This is a genomic window from Legionella parisiensis (assembly GCF_001467945.1).
Classification (GTDB): Bacteria; Pseudomonadota; Gammaproteobacteria; order Legionellales; family Legionellaceae; genus Legionella; species Legionella parisiensis.
In genome coordinates, this window is sequence record NZ_LNYQ01000012.1 from 347141 (window position 1) to 363425 (window position 16285).

Below are 16285 nucleotides of genomic sequence, written 5' to 3' on the forward strand. Positions count from 1 at the left end.
TATAAGTAGGGATCCTGTCTCGTTCACAGAATCCCTCAAAGCGATTGAGTTAGTGCTTCTTGGAAAAAACCATACGCAAATGACTGCTGATTGTCTCGATTGCATTACGGCAAGCCGGGGTATCAGCAAGATCATTTAACATAAGAAAATCATGAATTGTGCCATGATGACGAAGCCCGGTAACTGGTACACCCGCTGCATTAAGCTTGTGTTCGTAGGCCTCACCCTCATCGCGCAATACATCGCATTCACCATTGATTACCAGTGCAGGCGGCAATCCTTTAAGTTGATCAATCGACGCTTGCAAAGGACAGGCAGTTATTTCTTTCCTCTTTGCCTTATCAGGTAAATAATTATCCCAAAACCATTGCATTGCTTTTTTAGTTAACCAAGGACCATCCGCGAATTCTTTGTAAGAATCATTTTCAAAATTGGCATCAGTCACAGGATAAATAAGGACTTGATAATCAATTTTGGGACCGCCACGCTCTTTGGCAAGAAGCGTCATAACCGCGGCCATATTTCCGCCAACGCTATCGCCAGCAACTGCTAAGCGAGAAGAATCAAGATTCAATTCTTTTCCATGTTCTGCAATATATTTCAATGCAGTATAATCTTCTTCAATTTGAGTTGGGTATTGCGCTTCTGGAGCCAAAGAGTAATTGACAAATATGATCGCTGCATGAGCACCTACAGCAAGCTCACGAACAAGACGACCATGGGTTTGCCAATCACCAAAAACCCAACCTGCACCATGATAGAACATGACTACCGGTAGTTTTTCTTTTGAGCCTTTGGGACGAACAATACGAATGTCTAATTTACCTTTAGAATGTTGAATAGTACGATCTTCAATATCCACATCAGCTTTTTCTTTTCCTGAAGGCAATTCTTGTAATTTGTCAAAAATGGCCCTGCCTTCTTTTACCGGAAGATCATAAATCGGTTTACCGCCAGCTTTGTTGATTTTTTCAACGAAAGCCCAGGTTTTTGGTTCTATACGTTTACTTAGATCCATTTTACTTGTCCTCATGGTTGAAGTTTAAACAAACAGTTTCACTCTTTTTTTAAATATGAAATCAAGCCGTCACTTTTGTTAATAGGACAGAATAAGTATAGACAATTTGTAAGATTTTTGTTTTTCTGTAAGAAACTGAAAAAGTGGCTTGGTTTCTATGCACGGTGCTTTATTCTACTTAGGCAATAGCGGGCTTGTGTCAGAGAATGCCTTATTTATTCCCTGTTGGAAAAGAGCCATTTTCAGCGTTTCTGTAATCAGGAAAGGAACAGTGCATGTGGGCAACCTTCCATGCACCCTCTTCTTTTCTCTTTTTTAATAAATATGGGGTGGTTTAAGTCAATTTTTATGACATATCACCAAAGCAACCTGGATTCAGTTGAATAAGTCGGATGCTATTTTCCCAGTAATTTTATTATTGATCAAATTGAATTGTGTTGTCTCATTGTGTGTGTTCTGATATGATTGTGCAAAAATTTACCCTCTTTGAAGCAGAATAAACTGAATGTCAGAGGAGACTATCGATGACCAAAGCAAAAATTAATGCAGAAATGCCGCTCAGTAAATTTATGCCGGTAAGCTTCAAGCGTCAGCTATCAGTTAACTATACTGCCCCTGATGGTCGACTTACTTCCGATGACCCTAATTCTTATACCGGGGAAGAGCGTATTGCTTATCAAAACGCGCTGCTTAGCCAACATCCAAACACAGGTTATGCTGATGGAATTTTAGAAGAAAGACGAAAAAAACCTGGTTTTTTTGCCCCTAAAAAGGAAGAAAGCATCGATAGCGAGCTCCCTGCACCTGCTTGCTCATCCATGATTTAATCAAATAGAACCTAAATGCCTTCTTTCTTGAGAGGTATTTTAAGAGACTAGTTCTCCATAGAAATGGGTCATTGAAAAAAGTAAAACTCAACAAGGATGCAAATGGATACAGTCAAACCTGTAACCCCACAAGAAGTGTTCCATGAATTAATCCAGCCTGCTGGTTTTTTCCCAAATAATCCGCGTTATCCCTTATTGATTTATAAGCAAACATTTGTCATTACAAGTCGATCACTGCAAGCTATTCAGGATTTGTTACAGCGAAATCATTGGGGTAAATCATGGGTTGATTCGATATACGACTATCATCATTACCACAGTACCACTCATGAAGTATTAATTATGATTGAAGGAGAGGGTATCGTTCAATTTGGAGGAGATAAAGGCAAAATTTATGAGGTGAAACAGGGCGATGTGGTGATCATTCCTGCAGGGGTAGCGCATAAGAGCCTGAGCTTATCCAGGGGATTTAAATGCATTGGCGCTTATCCATGGGATGTTGATTTTGATATGAATTATGGAGCAGCTGAAGAACATACGCATGTTGATAAGCAAATCAAAAATGCCGGGTTACCTCAAAGTGATCCCGTGTTTGGAGAACATGGATTATTATTTGATTATTGGAAATAGAACTCTAAAACAGTAGGTTAATCGTTTTTTGTATTCCAATTTATTTTAGATTATTAGCATTTCATGGAGTATGTTTATGTCTGTAGCCTCAATAAGAAAAGTTTATAATGTGTATGCTTCGTTCTACGATTTCCTCTTTGGTTCCATTTTTAACCCTGGCCGTTCTTTATGTACGGAGATAGTCAATAAGGCAGCAAAGCAAAATGCTACCGTACTTGAAATTGGTATTGGCACTGGTTTGTCTTTGCCGCTTTATCGTGATGATTTGCAGATTACCGGAATTGATATTTCTGAAAAAATGTTAGAAAAAGCAGAAGAGCAGATCGTAAAAAATAAGCTGGAAGAGCGGGTGCAGTTAAAGGTTATGGATGCCGCTCATTTAGAGTTCCCCGATAACAGTTTTGATTTTATTGTTGCCATGTATGTGGCGCCTGTGGTTCCTGATATACATGCTTTTCTTCAGGAGTTAACTCGTGTTGCCAAACCTACAGCACAAATTGTATTTGTGAACCATTTTGCTTCAGAACAACCGGTAATTCGCTTTTTTGAGAAAATATTTGCACGAGTTAATGAACTCGTAGGTTTTAAATCCGATTTTTCTGTGCATTCGATTCTTGATTACAAAGCACTACAGTTGTTGGATTCTCGCAAGACCAATCTGTTTGGTTATTGGAAATTATTGCATTGTCGAATTCATAAAGATGAGGCATCTCCATCATAAAATAGAGAACTTCTTATACCTGTGCCTTGCATGAAAACAAAATTCACGGGTTATATAAGATTCAGTTTTTATTAATTTTTGTTTCCGATTCGAGGAATGAGCGCAGCACCTGCGTCATTCGTCCTTGATGACGTTCGATAGCATACCATCCCGGGCATTGAGTTAAACGAAAAAAACTTAAGCAATATTTAATAGGGCTTAAGCGTTTTGCTAATGCAAAAGCATCGAGCAGTCGCTCTTGAGACTCAAAAGCTTGCCAGTAACGCAAATAGGTATCACGTAATGTAGTGTAAACTTCATTTTGCTCTTTTATTTGATGGGTGCGCATCATGTGCATCAAAAAAGAAATGAGAGAAAAAAAAGGATGGGCAATGACGCTTTCACCCCAATCGATAATCGTTAGATGTTGTGCCTGATGCACTATATTATTCTCATGAAAATCACTGTGCTCAATAGTTTCAGGAATAGAGTATTGTGCAAGGTGCTGACAAAGCTTAGTAACCCTGGGATGTAAAGAAATCAGGTGCTGTAATTCATTTGGGGTTAAACCATCATGGTTTAAAAATTCAGATTCATGTAACAATTTTAAATAGAGGGCAGGCAGATTCGCCAAACGCCAATCGGGAATTTTAAGGGCGAACAGAGAGTCGAGCTGGCTTATAAGCCCTGTTTGGATCTGTACATAGGATTTAAGCGTCTCTTTGGCCAAATCTACTTGATAATTGATTGCTAAAGTTTCTCTAAGCGGCGTTCCTCTATCGCCCATTAGAAAACAGCGTAAGCTGGAGTTGTGGCCGAGTATTTCAGGTACTAACGACGGAAAAAAACTCCTTAGGTAGCGTAATAAATCAGGCTCAACCGCAAATGGCTCGGGTATTTGTTTTAAATACAAGTAGCCTGTTGCCGTGGTTATTTGATATACCCTGGCCCATGCTGAACTCTGTATGAGTCTAAATGGCTCCTGGATGGAATATCCCTGTTGATTCAGATAGTTTTGCGCCCATAGAAGCGCTGAATTATTTTCTGCATTCATAGAGAATGGTTTCATCCTGTTTATCTGGAGATGCTGACCTATCAAATGCTTTAACCAAGCGAATTTCGCTAAAACCGGTTTCATGAAGCAAATCGAGTAAAAGAGCAGGATCGTCATAAAGACGAATTTTATATTCTTCGACCTCAGTTTTTATAAGTTGATTGGTTTCAATTAATTCATATTTACCAATGGAATAACATATGGTCTCTTCAAGCATGGCCAACTGGCTCAACAAAATCATTTGCCCATCCGCACGGTACCAACGTGAACCGCGCCAAATACCTAATTCTTTAGGAGCAGCATTTAAGGTTTCGATTTCAAATACAAAAACACCATCGTCTTTTAAATGATGATAAATCATTTTTAATGCGTGTTTCACCGCAGCCAAGTCGACGAGCAGACCAAACGAACCACTAGGAATAAAGATTAATCCATATTGCTTTGCCTGGCTGAGCGTCTCAAGGTATCCATGCCAGACCAACGGATTTAACTGTTGTGCTTTTGCTTTGGCATGCAGTGCATCCAACATCGATTGACTGGCATCAAATCCCTCAATGGCCAATCCTTCTGTTAGCAAGGGAAGAAGAAAGCGTCCGGTACCACACATGGGCTCCAAAATAGGACCCTCTGCTTCTTTTGCATAACTCAAATAAAAATTCCAGGCATCTGCTGGCGGAAGTGGTTTGCTCAGATCGTAGACTTGGGTACATAAACTTAAATAAGTATCCAGAGATTTATTGGGCATAAGCACAACCTCTTTAGAATAAAAAATGGATAATTTTATCCGCTGTTTTTCTCTTTTTTTATTGATATTATCTGTTATGAATGATCAATGCCAATATGTTTATACCTTTATAGCGAGATGCAATAAATGAATTCAATGCCCATGCACATCCGCTTAATGAATCAAGAGGATATCGACTTAATCGTGCAGCAATTTGCAGTACATAATTGGCAAAAACCCAGAGCCACTTTTACTAATTATCTGCAGGAACAGGAACATCAAGAGCGACTGATTTGGGTGGCTTTTTATGAAACGAATTTTGCTGGATATATTACCTTGAAATGGCAATCATCCTATCCATCATTTAACCAGCAAAATATTCCTGAAATTATGGATTTGAATGTCTTACCCCCTTATCGGAAGAGAGGAATTGGTACAGCTCTTCTTGACTGTGCGGAAGCCGAAGCATTTAAAAAACATGCAGTACTTGGAATTGGTGTAGGGCTGTATGCAGATTATGGTCAGGCCCAGAGACTTTATGTGCAGCGGGGTTATATTCCCGATGGTTTGGGAATCACCTATGCTTATAACATCGTTGAACCGGGTTCTATGGTTTGTCTGGATGATGACTTAATTTTGTGGTTTACAAAGCGTTCTTAGTAGGGGGAGGTGTCGTGGCGGAAAAAACATTGGTCTTTTTAACCGGGGTTTTATCGGATCATCGAGTATGGTCTTATCAAACAAATCATTTACAAGATCTCGTACAATGCCAGACTATCCCACTCACACATGGAGGCTCCACTGAAGAGTTAATTGAAAGTGTTTTAAACAAGGTTGAAGGACCTTTTTTCCTGGTAGGCCATTCAATGGGGGGATGGCTGGCATTAGAACTTGCCAGGAAACTTCCCGAGCGCATTGCGAAATTATGTCTGGTAAATACTTCCGCCCAACAAGACTCTGACGAAAAACATCGAAAGAGAATAGAAATGATACAGGAAGTGGAGCAGGGAAATTTTCAAACTGTTGCCAAAATGCTTGCGGATCTCTACGTGTACGATGACCGGTTCAAGAAAGAAGTGCATTCTATGCTTTTAAATGTTGGCCAACAGACATTTCTCACTCAGCAAAAAATTCTATTAGCACGCCACGAATGCCTTTCTTTTCTTCCCTCCCTTGCAATGCCTACTTTAATTATTCATGCACGCCAAGATAAAGTTTTTTCTCTGGCGGTTCATGAAGAGTTGGCAGGCAAAATCCCCAATTCCAAGTTAGCGATTATCGAGGATTCTGGCCATATGTCACCTATGGAATCACCGCAAGCGGTAACTGCATTATTACGATTTTGGCTTGATTATTTTTGATGGTTGCATTCTTGCTACCTGGCTAAATGGTCCTGATTTGGGTGTATGCTGCGCTTCGGGGCTCGAAAATCAGGCCATTTTGACTCAAGCCAACGGCATGGAAGCAGACCCTAATCTTCATAATCATTTAGGTCGAATGCTTCTTGCAGGTTTTCTAACTGTTCTTCAACGATGGTCAATTTTTCAAAACTGGCAATATGAAACAAAGCCTGTCCTGAATGAACAAGCGGTAACATATTTTCACCAATAATAATTCCGGAAAGCGGTGATTTTAATTTGTATTCTTCTGTACTGCTTGGATTGGCTATAACTGCAATTACTTGTCCCTTAGCGACTCGGTTCCCGGATTTCTTAATGTGCCTTAAGATGCCGCTTATGGGGGCTCTTATCCAATAACTGTTTCTGGAAATAGTAGGAGTGCATTTCTTTACTCCGTATCCACTCAGTTTAATCATTCCTAATGCCCCCATCACACTCAAAATACCATTGATCCCCGTTCTGATTGATAGTTCATCAAAACGCAAAGACTCACCTCCTTCATAAACTAGAATGGGAATGCCTTGTTCATTGGCATATTCGCGCATTGATCCGTCTCTAAAAGTCGAATGCAGGATCACTGGAACATTAAAAGCACGGGCTAGGTCTTCGATGCCTGGCATATCAAGATTTACTCTGATCTGAGGCAAATTGAAGCGATGGTTTGAACCGGTGTGCAGATCAATCGCATGGGTGGATTGAGATAAAATTTGCTTGCTAATAATTTCCGCAAGAATGGATGCAAGTGATCCATTTGAACTACCAGGAAATGATCGGTTTAAGTCTCTCCGATCCATTAAATATCGTTCTTGATACAAAAAACCGTATACATTAACAATAGGAATGGCAATGACATTGCCTATGATATTTTTTAGTCCCTTTTTTTTCAAAAACCGTCTGATGATCTCAACACCATTGATTTCATCGCCATGAATGGCTGCAGTAAGACATAACGTGGGCCCCTCTTCTATTCCGTTAATCACATGAATTGGCAAACTAATTGGCGTCCAATCATATAATTTGGGCATAGGTAATAAAACAGTTTTACGTTCTCCTGGTTTGACTTTCACATCACCAATTACAACGGGTGCCTTGCTACTCATTCTTACTGTTTCCTTAAATAGGCTTATATAACAAGTGTAGCTTGAATTGAGACAGATATAATAAAACTACCATATGATTTCAGAGTGAAAATTTTTCTGAAGCGAATTATTTTAAAATCATAAAATTGGTGTCCTGTTCTTTTTTTGATTCTAATAAACCCAAAGTTTTGAGAAAACGAGCTTGCTTAGATCGTCATTGAACTATAATCGAATATATACATTCTTATATCCCACAGGGTTATAAATATGGATATCACCGAAATAAAATCTTTTCTTGCAGTTATTGAATACCGCTCGTTCACACTTGCTGCCAAGAGAGTTCATATTACCCAGTCAGCAATAAGCAAGCGAATGCAAAAAATCGAAAATGAACTTGGTATGCGTTTGTTTATTGTCGATGGTTCAAAAATAACATTAACAGATGCTGCAAACCATTTTATTCCTTACGCAAGGCAAATGCTGGCGGCTTACAACAATATGGTCATGTCCTTTAAGAACGAGTCCCGAGCATTTCAACATCACTTAGTGATCGGCGCTTCCGTATTTGTTTCCCATTATATCTTACCGGAATTTTTAAATTATCTGAAAACAGCAAATTTGCCTATCCAACTCCACGTAAAAACAATCGGGGAGAATGAGATTGAGGATCGAATAAACTATGGGACAGTAGACCTTGTAATTGGTCCTGAGCACGAACTTTCTGCAAAATTATTTACTAAAACTCCATTATGGCAAGAAAAATTCTATTTGGTAGTGGATCGCAATCACGAATTATTGCAAATCAATAAGTCACTGTCGCTTGCTGATCTTGCAAATTTTCCAGCCATTTTTACTGAACGTGGGGGCGCAGTTCGCGAGAAGGTGGAAACGCTTTTTCAAGAGAATCAGTTGCACTTAAATTTAGGTCTAGAGATTAGCACAATGGATGCGATTAAAACCTTAGTAGAGTACGGTCTAGGTTGGAGTATTTTACCTGCTAAATTAATTTCTAAACAGTTAAAAATCCTAAACAGTGATGCAATGAATGTACTCATTCCTTTCAATGCTTATTATCTTAAAAAAAGAGCAGAAGATCGTGGAATTAATAATTTTTTACATTTCTTTGATACATGGCAACACCCAAGTTCCAAAGAAGACAAGATTTTGTGGTGAAAAATCATGACATTCTTCTCAATTTATTTGAGTCGTGTGAATCCTATTCTCTTTAATTGATAAAAGTATTCGGTAAAATGCTGGATTACGAGTTACCTATACTTGCTGAGTGAGTACTATGAGTCTTTTTTTAGAAACAAAAAACTTAATTATTAATGCGCCTGCACTGGCAGACTTTAATAATTTATATGCCTTACAATCTGATGCTGAGGTAATGAAATATATTGGCCAGGGAGTACGCACCCAAGCAGAGGTAATGACGGGCTTAGAGAAAGCGATTACACACTATGAAAAACATAATTTTAGTCTGGGCTGTGTCTTTGAAAAAGAAAGCGGGGTATTTGTTGGTCGAGCAGGATTAATTTATCTTGCTTATGATGACAGTCAATCGGATATTGAAGTAGGTTATGCGTTGACTAAAACATCCTGGAATAAGGGTTACGGTAAGGAGCTTGCAACAGCGCTTATTCATTGGGGATTTGACCATTTACCGGTTAAAAAACTTGTTGCCGTTATTCATCCGGACAATGATCGTTCTCGCAAAGTATTGGAAAAAGTCCAAATGAATTATGTAGGGCGCACGCATTATTGGAATAATGAAGTAGCAATGTACGAAATTCAGAAGTCCAGTATTGATCACAACACCATTAAACTGGTTCCGGCGACTTTAGAGGATTATCCCGCGATCCAAAACCTAGGCCGGTTTTACGTATATGACATGAGTGAATATCTTGGTAATCAAGAAGGCTGGGAAATACCAGAGGATGGTTTGTATGAGTGCATCGATTTTAAAAAATATTGGCAGGATGAAAACTCTTTCCCATTTGTAGTGCGTTATAAGAATGAACTGGTTGGTTTTTTCATAGTGGATAAAAAAGGAAGTGAGCCTGGAATTGATTTTAATATGGCGCAATTTTTTGTGCTGCGAAAATTCAAAAATAAAGGTATTGGCCAATACATTGCAGAACAATGTTTTAAGAAATTTCCGGGCATATGGGAAGTAATGGTTATACCGGGCAATGAGGGGGCCTATAGATTCTGGCGGGCAACGATAAGACATTATAATGGCAATAACTTTACCGAATATACTCGTGAAATTGCGCATTTAAACAACAGTAAGAAAAATATCTTTAGATTTAATAGCCAAATTTAATTTATGTTTTGTGCAGGGGATTATTTAAATGAAAAAACTAAAGCAAAACATAACCAGTATCTATGGGGCAAAGGGTGAGCATTGGCTTGCTCATTTGCCTGCGACTATTGCGACACTTAAAGATTATTGGAAATTAAGTGAGGTAACCCCTGTTGCCAATATGACGTTCAACTATGTTGCCAAAGCAGTTTTAGATGATGATCAGCCTGTCGTTATAAAAATTAGCTATGACAAAAAAAGTATTGAAAATGAAAAACAGGCATTGATGAATCTCGATTCTCAAGGCTCAATTAAACTTATTGATTATAACAGTAAATATCATGCGCTATTAATACAACAAGCAATTCCTGGTATTTCGCTTAAGTCCTTATATCCTGCTCAAATGGATTATGTGATGGACTGTTACGTGCAGACCATGCAAAAGCTGCATAATAAACACGTACCTAAAAAACAGAATGTTTACCATATTGCTGATTGGCTAAAAGCACTTGATATGCCTGCATCGAAACAAATCCCTGCACCTATATTAAATAGAGCGATAGATTTGAGAAATAAATTGCTCTCTTCACAGGAGTCACTCGTTTTCCTGCATGGAGATTTGCATCATGACAATATCCTAAAACATGGTAGTGCATGGTTGGCTGTTGATCCCAAAGGCGTAGTTGGTGAGGCAGAGTTTGAAATTGCAGCCTTTGATTTTATGTACATTACGGAACTCGCAACAACGGTTAATGTAAAAAAAATATTTGCGGAACGAATTGACTTATTGGCACAAAAATCAAATCTCGATGGCCAACGAATTAAGGATTGGGTGTTTGTGCGATTAGTTTTGATGGCAGCCTGGCAAATTGAAGATAACTCCGATCCAAGCTGGGCTATAAAACTTGCTGCGCTCTTGTTGAACGATGAGGCTGATATAAATATTCGCTTTCAATAACAGAAACAAGATTATTTTTTGCGTTAATTAAAATTACGCTGCTCTTTATGAGCACATGGGTTTGATTATCGCAACGCCCCTTACGCAGAGGAGAATCGTATACAAGAAGTGGACTAACATTTTAACGGTTTAATAATATACAGAAATGAAAGCACGATGTGGCTTCATTTTTTTTCTGCGCCCAAAGTTGACTTTTTTTGAACACTTTGATTTACTGATTTTGACTCAACTTATTCAATGTTCAGTCAAGAAGTAAAAAGAAGGGATACAATTGCTTAGAATATTGCTATTGGAAAGTGAAACCTGACTTGTTGCATGTTCAAACTTATACAAAAAAACAAAAATCAAGCGTGCTATCTTGCATACAAGGAACATTTTAATCTGATACCGCTCGAAGCTGTTGTGCCTATGGAATTTACCCTTACTTTATTCTTAAAATCAGTGCGAAAACTTGGTAACTCCTCTATTAAGTTTAAGAAGGGCGCGCTGAAGATAGAGTATAAGTATCAATTAAGGATAGAACGATGTTTTTAAAATTATTTAGACCTCAATCCATTTCCTCTTCATTAATTAAAGAAGTTCATGCTGCACATAAACCCAATCTCTTTACCGGCTCCATTTCTGGAAACAGGTGGCGTCATAAAAGCATGGAACGAACATTAGATTGGATTACAGATGTTAATAAAACTATGGAATTACACAAACAGGCACAAGAAAATTTAAATCAATGGACAAAGAAAAGGAGTTCTTTCCCTAAGTCTGTTGAAGTACTGAAAAAAGATTGGGGCCTTGCTACACTGGAAGCAACGCAAAAACATGGTGTGCCCTATGCCGTACTTAATATGGCAAATTCAGTTTACCCTGGGGGCGCTGCTTTGGAAGGAGGAAGTGCCCAGGAAGAGAATATGTGGCATCGAAGTAATTGTGCCCAATCGTTAATGGACAAAAGCATTTATTTAGATAAAGTCTCTAAGACATTTCGTTACAATGAAATGGCACGTAAATTGTTAGAAGCCAGGATAAAAATGACTGATGAAGAGCGTGATGCCTTAAAAAAACATCGCGGGGAAACAGATTCCATAGTCTATAAAGTATTATTTGATCGAGAACCGAGGGTATGTTTCCGTGGACCAGAAGTACAAGTTACCACCAGTGGTTTTGATGACTTTGCATCTAGCGGTCGTATTGCAGACAGCGGACTGAGTTATACTTTTCTTCCCCAATCTGATATTTTTCCATTCTATGAATTAAGATCAGCTGCTCCAGAACTTTCTACTGAGCCTCACGCATTAGATCCTGAAACTATGGGACCTTACAGAGCTGATTTGCGCCGACGTATTGCCGCCCAGCTGGATACCTTAATCCTTGAAGGACAACACAATGTCATTTTAGGTGCCTGGGGGTGTGGAGAGTTTAAAAATGATCCAAAAATAGTGGCACAGATATATAGTGAAGAAATTGAAAAACGCGCTCATTTCTTTGACCATATTGTATTCCCCATATTGAATATGGGGCATGATAACCATGCTATTTTTGCTCAACACCTAGACGGCATGAGGCTTGGAAACACAAATGTTATTGATAGGTCTCTTAACCTCATGTAAATGCAACATTCATTTATGACACGTTAAAAAATTGATTTGCTCTTTTACCCAGCCTGGTAGGTTGGGTCATTCAATCTCCCTCAGGCATAAAAAAATTTTTAAATTAATAAACATAAGGTTAAATAAATTTATCTCATGATAGAGAACACAAGAAATTGACTTTTTTGATCATTGTGTTTAAAATTTGTCCTTTTGAATTCGACTTAATCATTGTTGAATCAAAAAATAAATAGACAGGATACAATTGCTTTGAATAGTGCTATGAGGAGTACAATCAACCTTGTTGCATGTTTAGGAAAATTCAATTCGGTAACTAGTAAAGCTCTTGTGCCTCCGAAATTTAACCATTACTGTATTCTCTAAATTAGAGTGAAACCTTAAAACTGCTCTTGAAGTTTTTAAGCAATAAAGCACCGAAGATAAAGTATGAATACCACAAATTAAGGATAGGAACATGTTTTTAAAGTCTCTATTTAGACCTATACCCAAAGAACCTTCTGTAATTAAAGAAGTATACAATGAACATACACCAAGTCGGTTGTCAGGGGTATATTCAGGAGAGAGATGGCGCCATCAAAGCATGGGAAAAACATTGGAATGGGTTACTGATTTACCCAAATACATGGAATTACAAAAGCAGGCACAAGAAAATATAATTCATTGGGAACAAAAGAAATCTTCTCCACCAGAATCAGTTGAAGTAGTTAATAAAGATTGGGGAGTTGCAACACTTGAAGCGACCAAAAAACACGGTGTGCCTTATTCGGTGCTTAATATGGCAAATCCAGTTTTCCCCGGTGGTGCGGCTTTGGAGGGTGGGAGTGCCCAGGAAGAGAATATGTGGCATCGAAGCACCTGCGCCCAATCCTTATTAGACACAAGCGTACATTTAGATAAAGAATCAATGACGTTTCGCTATAATGAAACAACAAGTAACCTGGTGGAAGCCAAAATAAAAATGACCGAAGAGGAGCACGCAATCATAGGAGATCACAACTATGAAAATGGCTCCCGATATAAAGTATTATTTAACAGCGAACCCAGAGTGTGTTTCCGAGGTCCAGAAGTATCTTTTATTACCAGTGGTTTTGATGACTTTACACCAACCGGTCGTAAGGTAGATAGCGTACTGAGTTATTCTTTTCTTTCTAAATCGGATATTTTTCCATTTTATGAATTAAGATCAGCAGCTCCAGAGCTTTCCACTACGCCATATGGATTAACGCAAGAAGAATTAGCACACTACAGAACAGATTTGCGGCGACGTATCGCAGCTCAACTGGACACCTTAATTATTGAAGGAAAACGCAATGTAATTTTAGGTGCTTGGGGTTGTGGTGAATTTCATAATGATCCAGTACTCGTTGCAGAGCTGTATGGTGAAGAAATTAACAAGCGCGCTCATTTCTTCGACCACATTGTGTTTCCCATACTGAACACCGGTTCACACAATAACTATGAAATATTTAATCACCACCTTAATGGCATGAAACTTAAAAATGAAAGTCCGAATGATGTACCAGCGTTGACTCACATTTAAAATGATTCACCGCGCGCCACAACAGCAGGGTTGGTTATGGTTAATTCCTCGAATGGAGAAAAAGCCTGTTAGTAAGCAAACAGGCTACGCTTCTTAAAGGCACCTATAAATCAACGCTGGAAATATGGCGCATGATTGTTTTATTTTAGTCTGAATTAGATTATTGTCCTTTTCCATATGATGAGCCATGTTTTGAATCACCCTGAATGAGTACTGTCGAATTAATAAATTATACCGATTTGGTTAATCATATTTGTAACGATCTGTTTAAGCTAACAGGTATTAATCATTTCAGTTATGTCGAAATAAATAATCAAGGTAATTTGATTTGGTTAGGAAGCGACAGCAATTATTTGGAGAAGTGTATTAACCAACAATTGGTTAAAAACGCACCTACTAGTATTTTAAAAACTTATCCTAAAACTGGGTTTTATCTGATTGACGTTTATCAAGATGAATACAAGCAATATAGTTTACCTGTATTTCAACTACTTAATCATTTCGATTATGGCCATTCATTTCGCATACTAGAAATTACGGATAGTTGTACTATTAAGTTGTATTCCTTTGATGCGCCGCTTGGAAAGCAGGATATGAACCATGTTTATTTAAATAATCTCCACGTATTTAAAAAATTTAACCTCCATTTTGAAAACCAAATTGCGTCCATTCGTAATAAAATAAACCACAACCATCTTCAAGAAGATCAACATTCTGAATTTACTCATTTATGGGATTTAACATTTAGACAAAATAATTTTATAGAGCATACTCCGCCCGCAGCTTTTTATTCATTAGAATCTAAAGTTCCAATTACTCCTCGTGAAAAAGAAGTATTATTTTGGTATTTCAAAGGAAAAACCTCTGATGAAACGGCAAAACTACTGAATGTATCCCGACGAACTATTGAGCGGCATTTTGAAAATTTACGCGAGAAGTTTGGTTGTTTTTCTAAAAGCCAAATTGCTTTAAAATTAATGGCTTGAATTGTCCTTCCAACTTCAACATAGCTCAAGACCCAACTTGAGTTATGTCTACAAAAACACAAGCGCATGGGTAATATTACGCATGTGATACTCTTTCAAAATGAGTTATATTTTAACTAACAATTAACTTATGAAGTATTTAGAAAAAAAATGAACTCACGCATTACATACTTTCAAGAACAAATTAATCTTATTCATGCCGTCTGTTTGCTATTAGAACAATCCTATGACTATTTGCGCGGATTTGATCCGCAAAGCCCTCATGAGTCTCATGGAGTGAGACAATTATTAAAAATTAAACAAGCATTGGAAGAACATACGGAGCGTGTGAACAATTTACAAGGAATGCTACAGGAGCTAAAACAACAAAAAGATAACCAATCGGCTTTTAAGTCCCTGAGTGCTGCGATAGGGATGCAAGTAGAAAAACAACTGGTTGACATCATTGATCTAAGCTGTCCTGTTTCATCTCAAACGGCTCTCAAGAAGCAATACAGTATGCTTCTGGCGAAAACCTTTAGCTCACTGCAGTCTCAAGAAAAATCCTTATTGACTCAATTTACTTCAACTCTTACTGGCTCTCCCGCTATCAAGCAATTTAAAGTGGGATTAAAAAAATACATTGCCGAATTGACTCTGGCAGTTCAACAAAAACAAAAAGCCATTGAGCGAGAGTTACCTCAAGAAATGCAAAACGAATTATGTACCATTAGGGCTGGTAGTTTTAGTAAATTACCTGGAGAAATTACAGCATATGTTACTTCTTTTCTCAAGCCAAACGAGCTATGCAGACTCTCAGAAACAGGCCGGTTTTTTAGAAAAATAACAGAGATTCCCAGAGCAAATTGGAAGGTATCTTTTGAAAAAAGCTTAACACCAATCATTGTTAATCTGATTGGCGATACAGATATTGGCATTAAAAGCCTAATCTGTCGGCTTGCCGAAAACAAATTTATTGATTCGAATATAACACAAATTGAGAAAAGTCATGTTCAGAGTGATAAAAAATATGGACCATTGTTATTGCGTTATCAAAGCCCTTTAGTTCAAGGACGCGATTATCCAATAATTCATAACGCGACTCCTTATTATAGAAAGCAATATATGGGAGATAAAATTCATCTTCTGTGCTTTGATATTAGTTCTCGCGAGACCTTTAATCATTTAAGCCTCTGGTACGATGATGTACTGCGATATAACGAATATAATCCTCGATTCAGGTTTTTATTCGTAGGATTAAAAGGCGATGTTGATTCAGAGCGACGAGTAAGCAAGCAAGAGGCAAAAGAACTAGCGGAAAGTTTCTATACAGTCTATATCGAAACATCCGCGAAAGAAGAGATTGGGCTTGATAAATTAAAATCTCAAATTATCGAGACATATATGGAAAGCCATAAGTCATTGCACGTACAACAACAAGAAGAAGAGTCCCACTACTCTGCAAAACCTTAAATTAATAA

16 protein-coding genes are annotated in these 16285 nt (G+C 38.0%); 12 read left to right on the top strand and 4 right to left on the bottom strand.

The window, feature by feature from the left end; translation table 11 throughout:
• Window positions 1-49: 49 nt before the first annotated feature.
• A complete protein-coding gene (locus tag Lpar_RS04195) occupies window positions 50-1018 on the bottom strand; it encodes an alpha/beta hydrolase (protein WP_058516732.1) in 969 nt (322 codons plus the stop codon).
• 524 nt (window positions 1019-1542) lie between these two features.
• On the opposite strand from Lpar_RS04195, the gene Lpar_RS04200 reads away from it, so the two are divergent.
• The 3 genes from Lpar_RS04200 to pmtA all read left to right on the top strand — a co-directional run bounded on the left by Lpar_RS04200 (window position 1543) and on the right by pmtA (window position 3196).
• The gene (locus Lpar_RS04200) at window positions 1543-1845 is read left to right on the top strand and encodes a hypothetical protein (protein ID WP_058516733.1); all 303 of its coding nucleotides are present in this window, start codon (window positions 1543-1545) and stop codon (window positions 1843-1845) included.
• A gap of 102 nt (window positions 1846-1947) precedes the next feature.
• Window positions 1948-2475, top strand: coding sequence for a cupin domain-containing protein (locus Lpar_RS04205; RefSeq protein WP_058516734.1), 528 nt, complete (start codon window positions 1948-1950; stop codon window positions 2473-2475).
• A 76-nt stretch (window positions 2476-2551) separates the two neighbouring features.
• Complete coding sequence (pmtA, locus tag Lpar_RS04210) at window positions 2552-3196, top strand: phospholipid N-methyltransferase PmtA (protein WP_058516735.1); 645 nt, start codon at window positions 2552-2554, stop codon at window positions 3194-3196.
• Between the two features lie 61 nt (window positions 3197-3257).
• On the opposite strand, the gene Lpar_RS04215 is transcribed toward pmtA, so the two are convergent.
• Window positions 3258-4229, bottom strand: coding sequence for an aminoglycoside phosphotransferase family protein (locus Lpar_RS04215; protein ID WP_058516736.1), 972 nt, complete (start codon window positions 4227-4229; stop codon window positions 3258-3260).
• Window positions 4213-4974, bottom strand: coding sequence for a class I SAM-dependent methyltransferase (locus Lpar_RS04220; RefSeq protein ID WP_058516737.1), 762 nt, complete (start codon window positions 4972-4974; stop codon window positions 4213-4215). The genes Lpar_RS04215 and Lpar_RS04220 overlap by 17 nt, the downstream gene beginning before the upstream one ends.
• Before the next feature lie 135 nt (window positions 4975-5109).
• On the opposite strand from Lpar_RS04220, the gene Lpar_RS04225 reads away from it, so the two are divergent.
• The gene (locus tag Lpar_RS04225; RefSeq protein ID WP_237759341.1) at window positions 5110-5613 is read left to right on the top strand and encodes a GNAT family N-acetyltransferase; all 504 of its coding nucleotides are present in this window, start codon (window positions 5110-5112) and stop codon (window positions 5611-5613) included.
• Window positions 5614-5627: 14 nt separating this feature from the next.
• Window positions 5628-6314 (top strand): alpha/beta fold hydrolase, encoded by a 687-nt coding sequence (locus tag Lpar_RS04230; protein ID WP_058516739.1) that lies wholly within the window; start codon window positions 5628-5630, stop codon window positions 6312-6314.
• Between the two features lie 110 nt (window positions 6315-6424).
• Here the strand turns inward: Lpar_RS04230 and Lpar_RS04235 are convergent, their stop codons facing one another.
• A complete protein-coding gene (locus Lpar_RS04235) occupies window positions 6425-7453 on the bottom strand; it encodes a succinylglutamate desuccinylase/aspartoacylase family protein (protein WP_058516740.1) in 1029 nt (342 codons plus the stop codon).
• A 246-nt stretch (window positions 7454-7699) separates the two neighbouring features.
• Here Lpar_RS04235 and Lpar_RS04240 point away from each other — a divergent pair, with 246 nt between their 5' ends.
• The 7 genes from Lpar_RS04240 to Lpar_RS04275 all read left to right on the top strand — a co-directional run bounded on the left by Lpar_RS04240 (window position 7700) and on the right by Lpar_RS04275 (window position 16277).
• Window positions 7700-8605, top strand: a complete 906-nt coding sequence (locus Lpar_RS04240; RefSeq protein WP_058516741.1) for a LysR family transcriptional regulator — start codon at window positions 7700-7702, stop codon at window positions 8603-8605.
• 118 nt (window positions 8606-8723) lie between these two features.
• Window positions 8724-9758, top strand: coding sequence for a GNAT family N-acetyltransferase (locus Lpar_RS04245; RefSeq protein ID WP_058516742.1), 1035 nt, complete (start codon window positions 8724-8726; stop codon window positions 9756-9758).
• A 28-nt stretch (window positions 9759-9786) separates the two neighbouring features.
• Entirely contained in the window at window positions 9787-10695 is a 909-nt protein-coding gene (locus tag Lpar_RS04250) for an aminoglycoside phosphotransferase family protein (RefSeq protein WP_058516743.1), read from the top strand.
• Between the two features lie 524 nt (window positions 10696-11219).
• Window positions 11220-12299: a poly(ADP-ribose) glycohydrolase domain-containing protein gene (locus tag Lpar_RS04260; protein WP_058516745.1), complete on the top strand. Its 1080-nt coding sequence runs from the start codon at window positions 11220-11222 to the stop codon at window positions 12297-12299.
• Window positions 12300-12753: 454 nt separating this feature from the next.
• Window positions 12754-13839 (top strand): poly(ADP-ribose) glycohydrolase domain-containing protein, encoded by a 1086-nt coding sequence (locus Lpar_RS04265; RefSeq protein ID WP_058516746.1) that lies wholly within the window; start codon window positions 12754-12756, stop codon window positions 13837-13839.
• Between the two features lie 206 nt (window positions 13840-14045).
• Entirely contained in the window at window positions 14046-14825 is a 780-nt protein-coding gene (locus Lpar_RS04270; protein ID WP_058516747.1) for a helix-turn-helix transcriptional regulator, read from the top strand.
• Window positions 14826-14975: 150 nt separating this feature from the next.
• A complete protein-coding gene (locus tag Lpar_RS04275) occupies window positions 14976-16277 on the top strand; it encodes a hypothetical protein (protein WP_058516748.1) in 1302 nt (433 codons plus the stop codon).
• Window positions 16278-16285: the final 8 nt, after the last annotated feature.

What these genes read in the sequence shown, in the direction of transcription:
- Lpar_RS04195 (WP_058516732.1), bottom strand. Translation starts at nt 1,018, where the DNA reads ATGGATCTAAGTAAACGTATAGAACCAAAAACCTGGGCTTTCGTTGAA.
- Lpar_RS04260 (WP_058516745.1), top strand. Translation starts at nt 11,220, where the DNA reads ATGTTTTTAAAATTATTTAGACCTCAATCCATTTCCTCTTCATTAATT.
- Lpar_RS04240 (WP_058516741.1), top strand. Translation starts at nt 7,700, where the DNA reads ATGGATATCACCGAAATAAAATCTTTTCTTGCAGTTATTGAATACCGC.
- Lpar_RS04235 (WP_058516740.1), bottom strand. Translation starts at nt 7,453, where the DNA reads ATGAGTAGCAAGGCACCCGTTGTAATTGGTGATGTGAAAGTCAAACCA.
- Lpar_RS04270 (WP_058516747.1), top strand. Translation starts at nt 14,046, where the DNA reads ATGAGTACTGTCGAATTAATAAATTATACCGATTTGGTTAATCATATT.
- Lpar_RS04205 (WP_058516734.1), top strand. Translation starts at nt 1,948, where the DNA reads ATGGATACAGTCAAACCTGTAACCCCACAAGAAGTGTTCCATGAATTA.
- Lpar_RS04225 (WP_237759341.1), top strand. Translation starts at nt 5,110, where the DNA reads ATGCCCATGCACATCCGCTTAATGAATCAAGAGGATATCGACTTAATC.
- Lpar_RS04220 (WP_058516737.1), bottom strand. Translation starts at nt 4,974, where the DNA reads ATGCCCAATAAATCTCTGGATACTTATTTAAGTTTATGTACCCAAGTC.
- Lpar_RS04200 (WP_058516733.1), top strand. Translation starts at nt 1,543, where the DNA reads ATGACCAAAGCAAAAATTAATGCAGAAATGCCGCTCAGTAAATTTATG.
- Lpar_RS04250 (WP_058516743.1), top strand. Translation starts at nt 9,787, where the DNA reads ATGAAAAAACTAAAGCAAAACATAACCAGTATCTATGGGGCAAAGGGT.
- pmtA (WP_058516735.1), top strand. Translation starts at nt 2,552, where the DNA reads ATGTCTGTAGCCTCAATAAGAAAAGTTTATAATGTGTATGCTTCGTTC.
- Lpar_RS04245 (WP_058516742.1), top strand. Translation starts at nt 8,724, where the DNA reads ATGAGTCTTTTTTTAGAAACAAAAAACTTAATTATTAATGCGCCTGCA.
- Lpar_RS04215 (WP_058516736.1), bottom strand. Translation starts at nt 4,229, where the DNA reads ATGAATGCAGAAAATAATTCAGCGCTTCTATGGGCGCAAAACTATCTG.
- Lpar_RS04275 (WP_058516748.1), top strand. Translation starts at nt 14,976, where the DNA reads ATGAACTCACGCATTACATACTTTCAAGAACAAATTAATCTTATTCAT.
- Lpar_RS04265 (WP_058516746.1), top strand. Translation starts at nt 12,754, where the DNA reads ATGTTTTTAAAGTCTCTATTTAGACCTATACCCAAAGAACCTTCTGTA.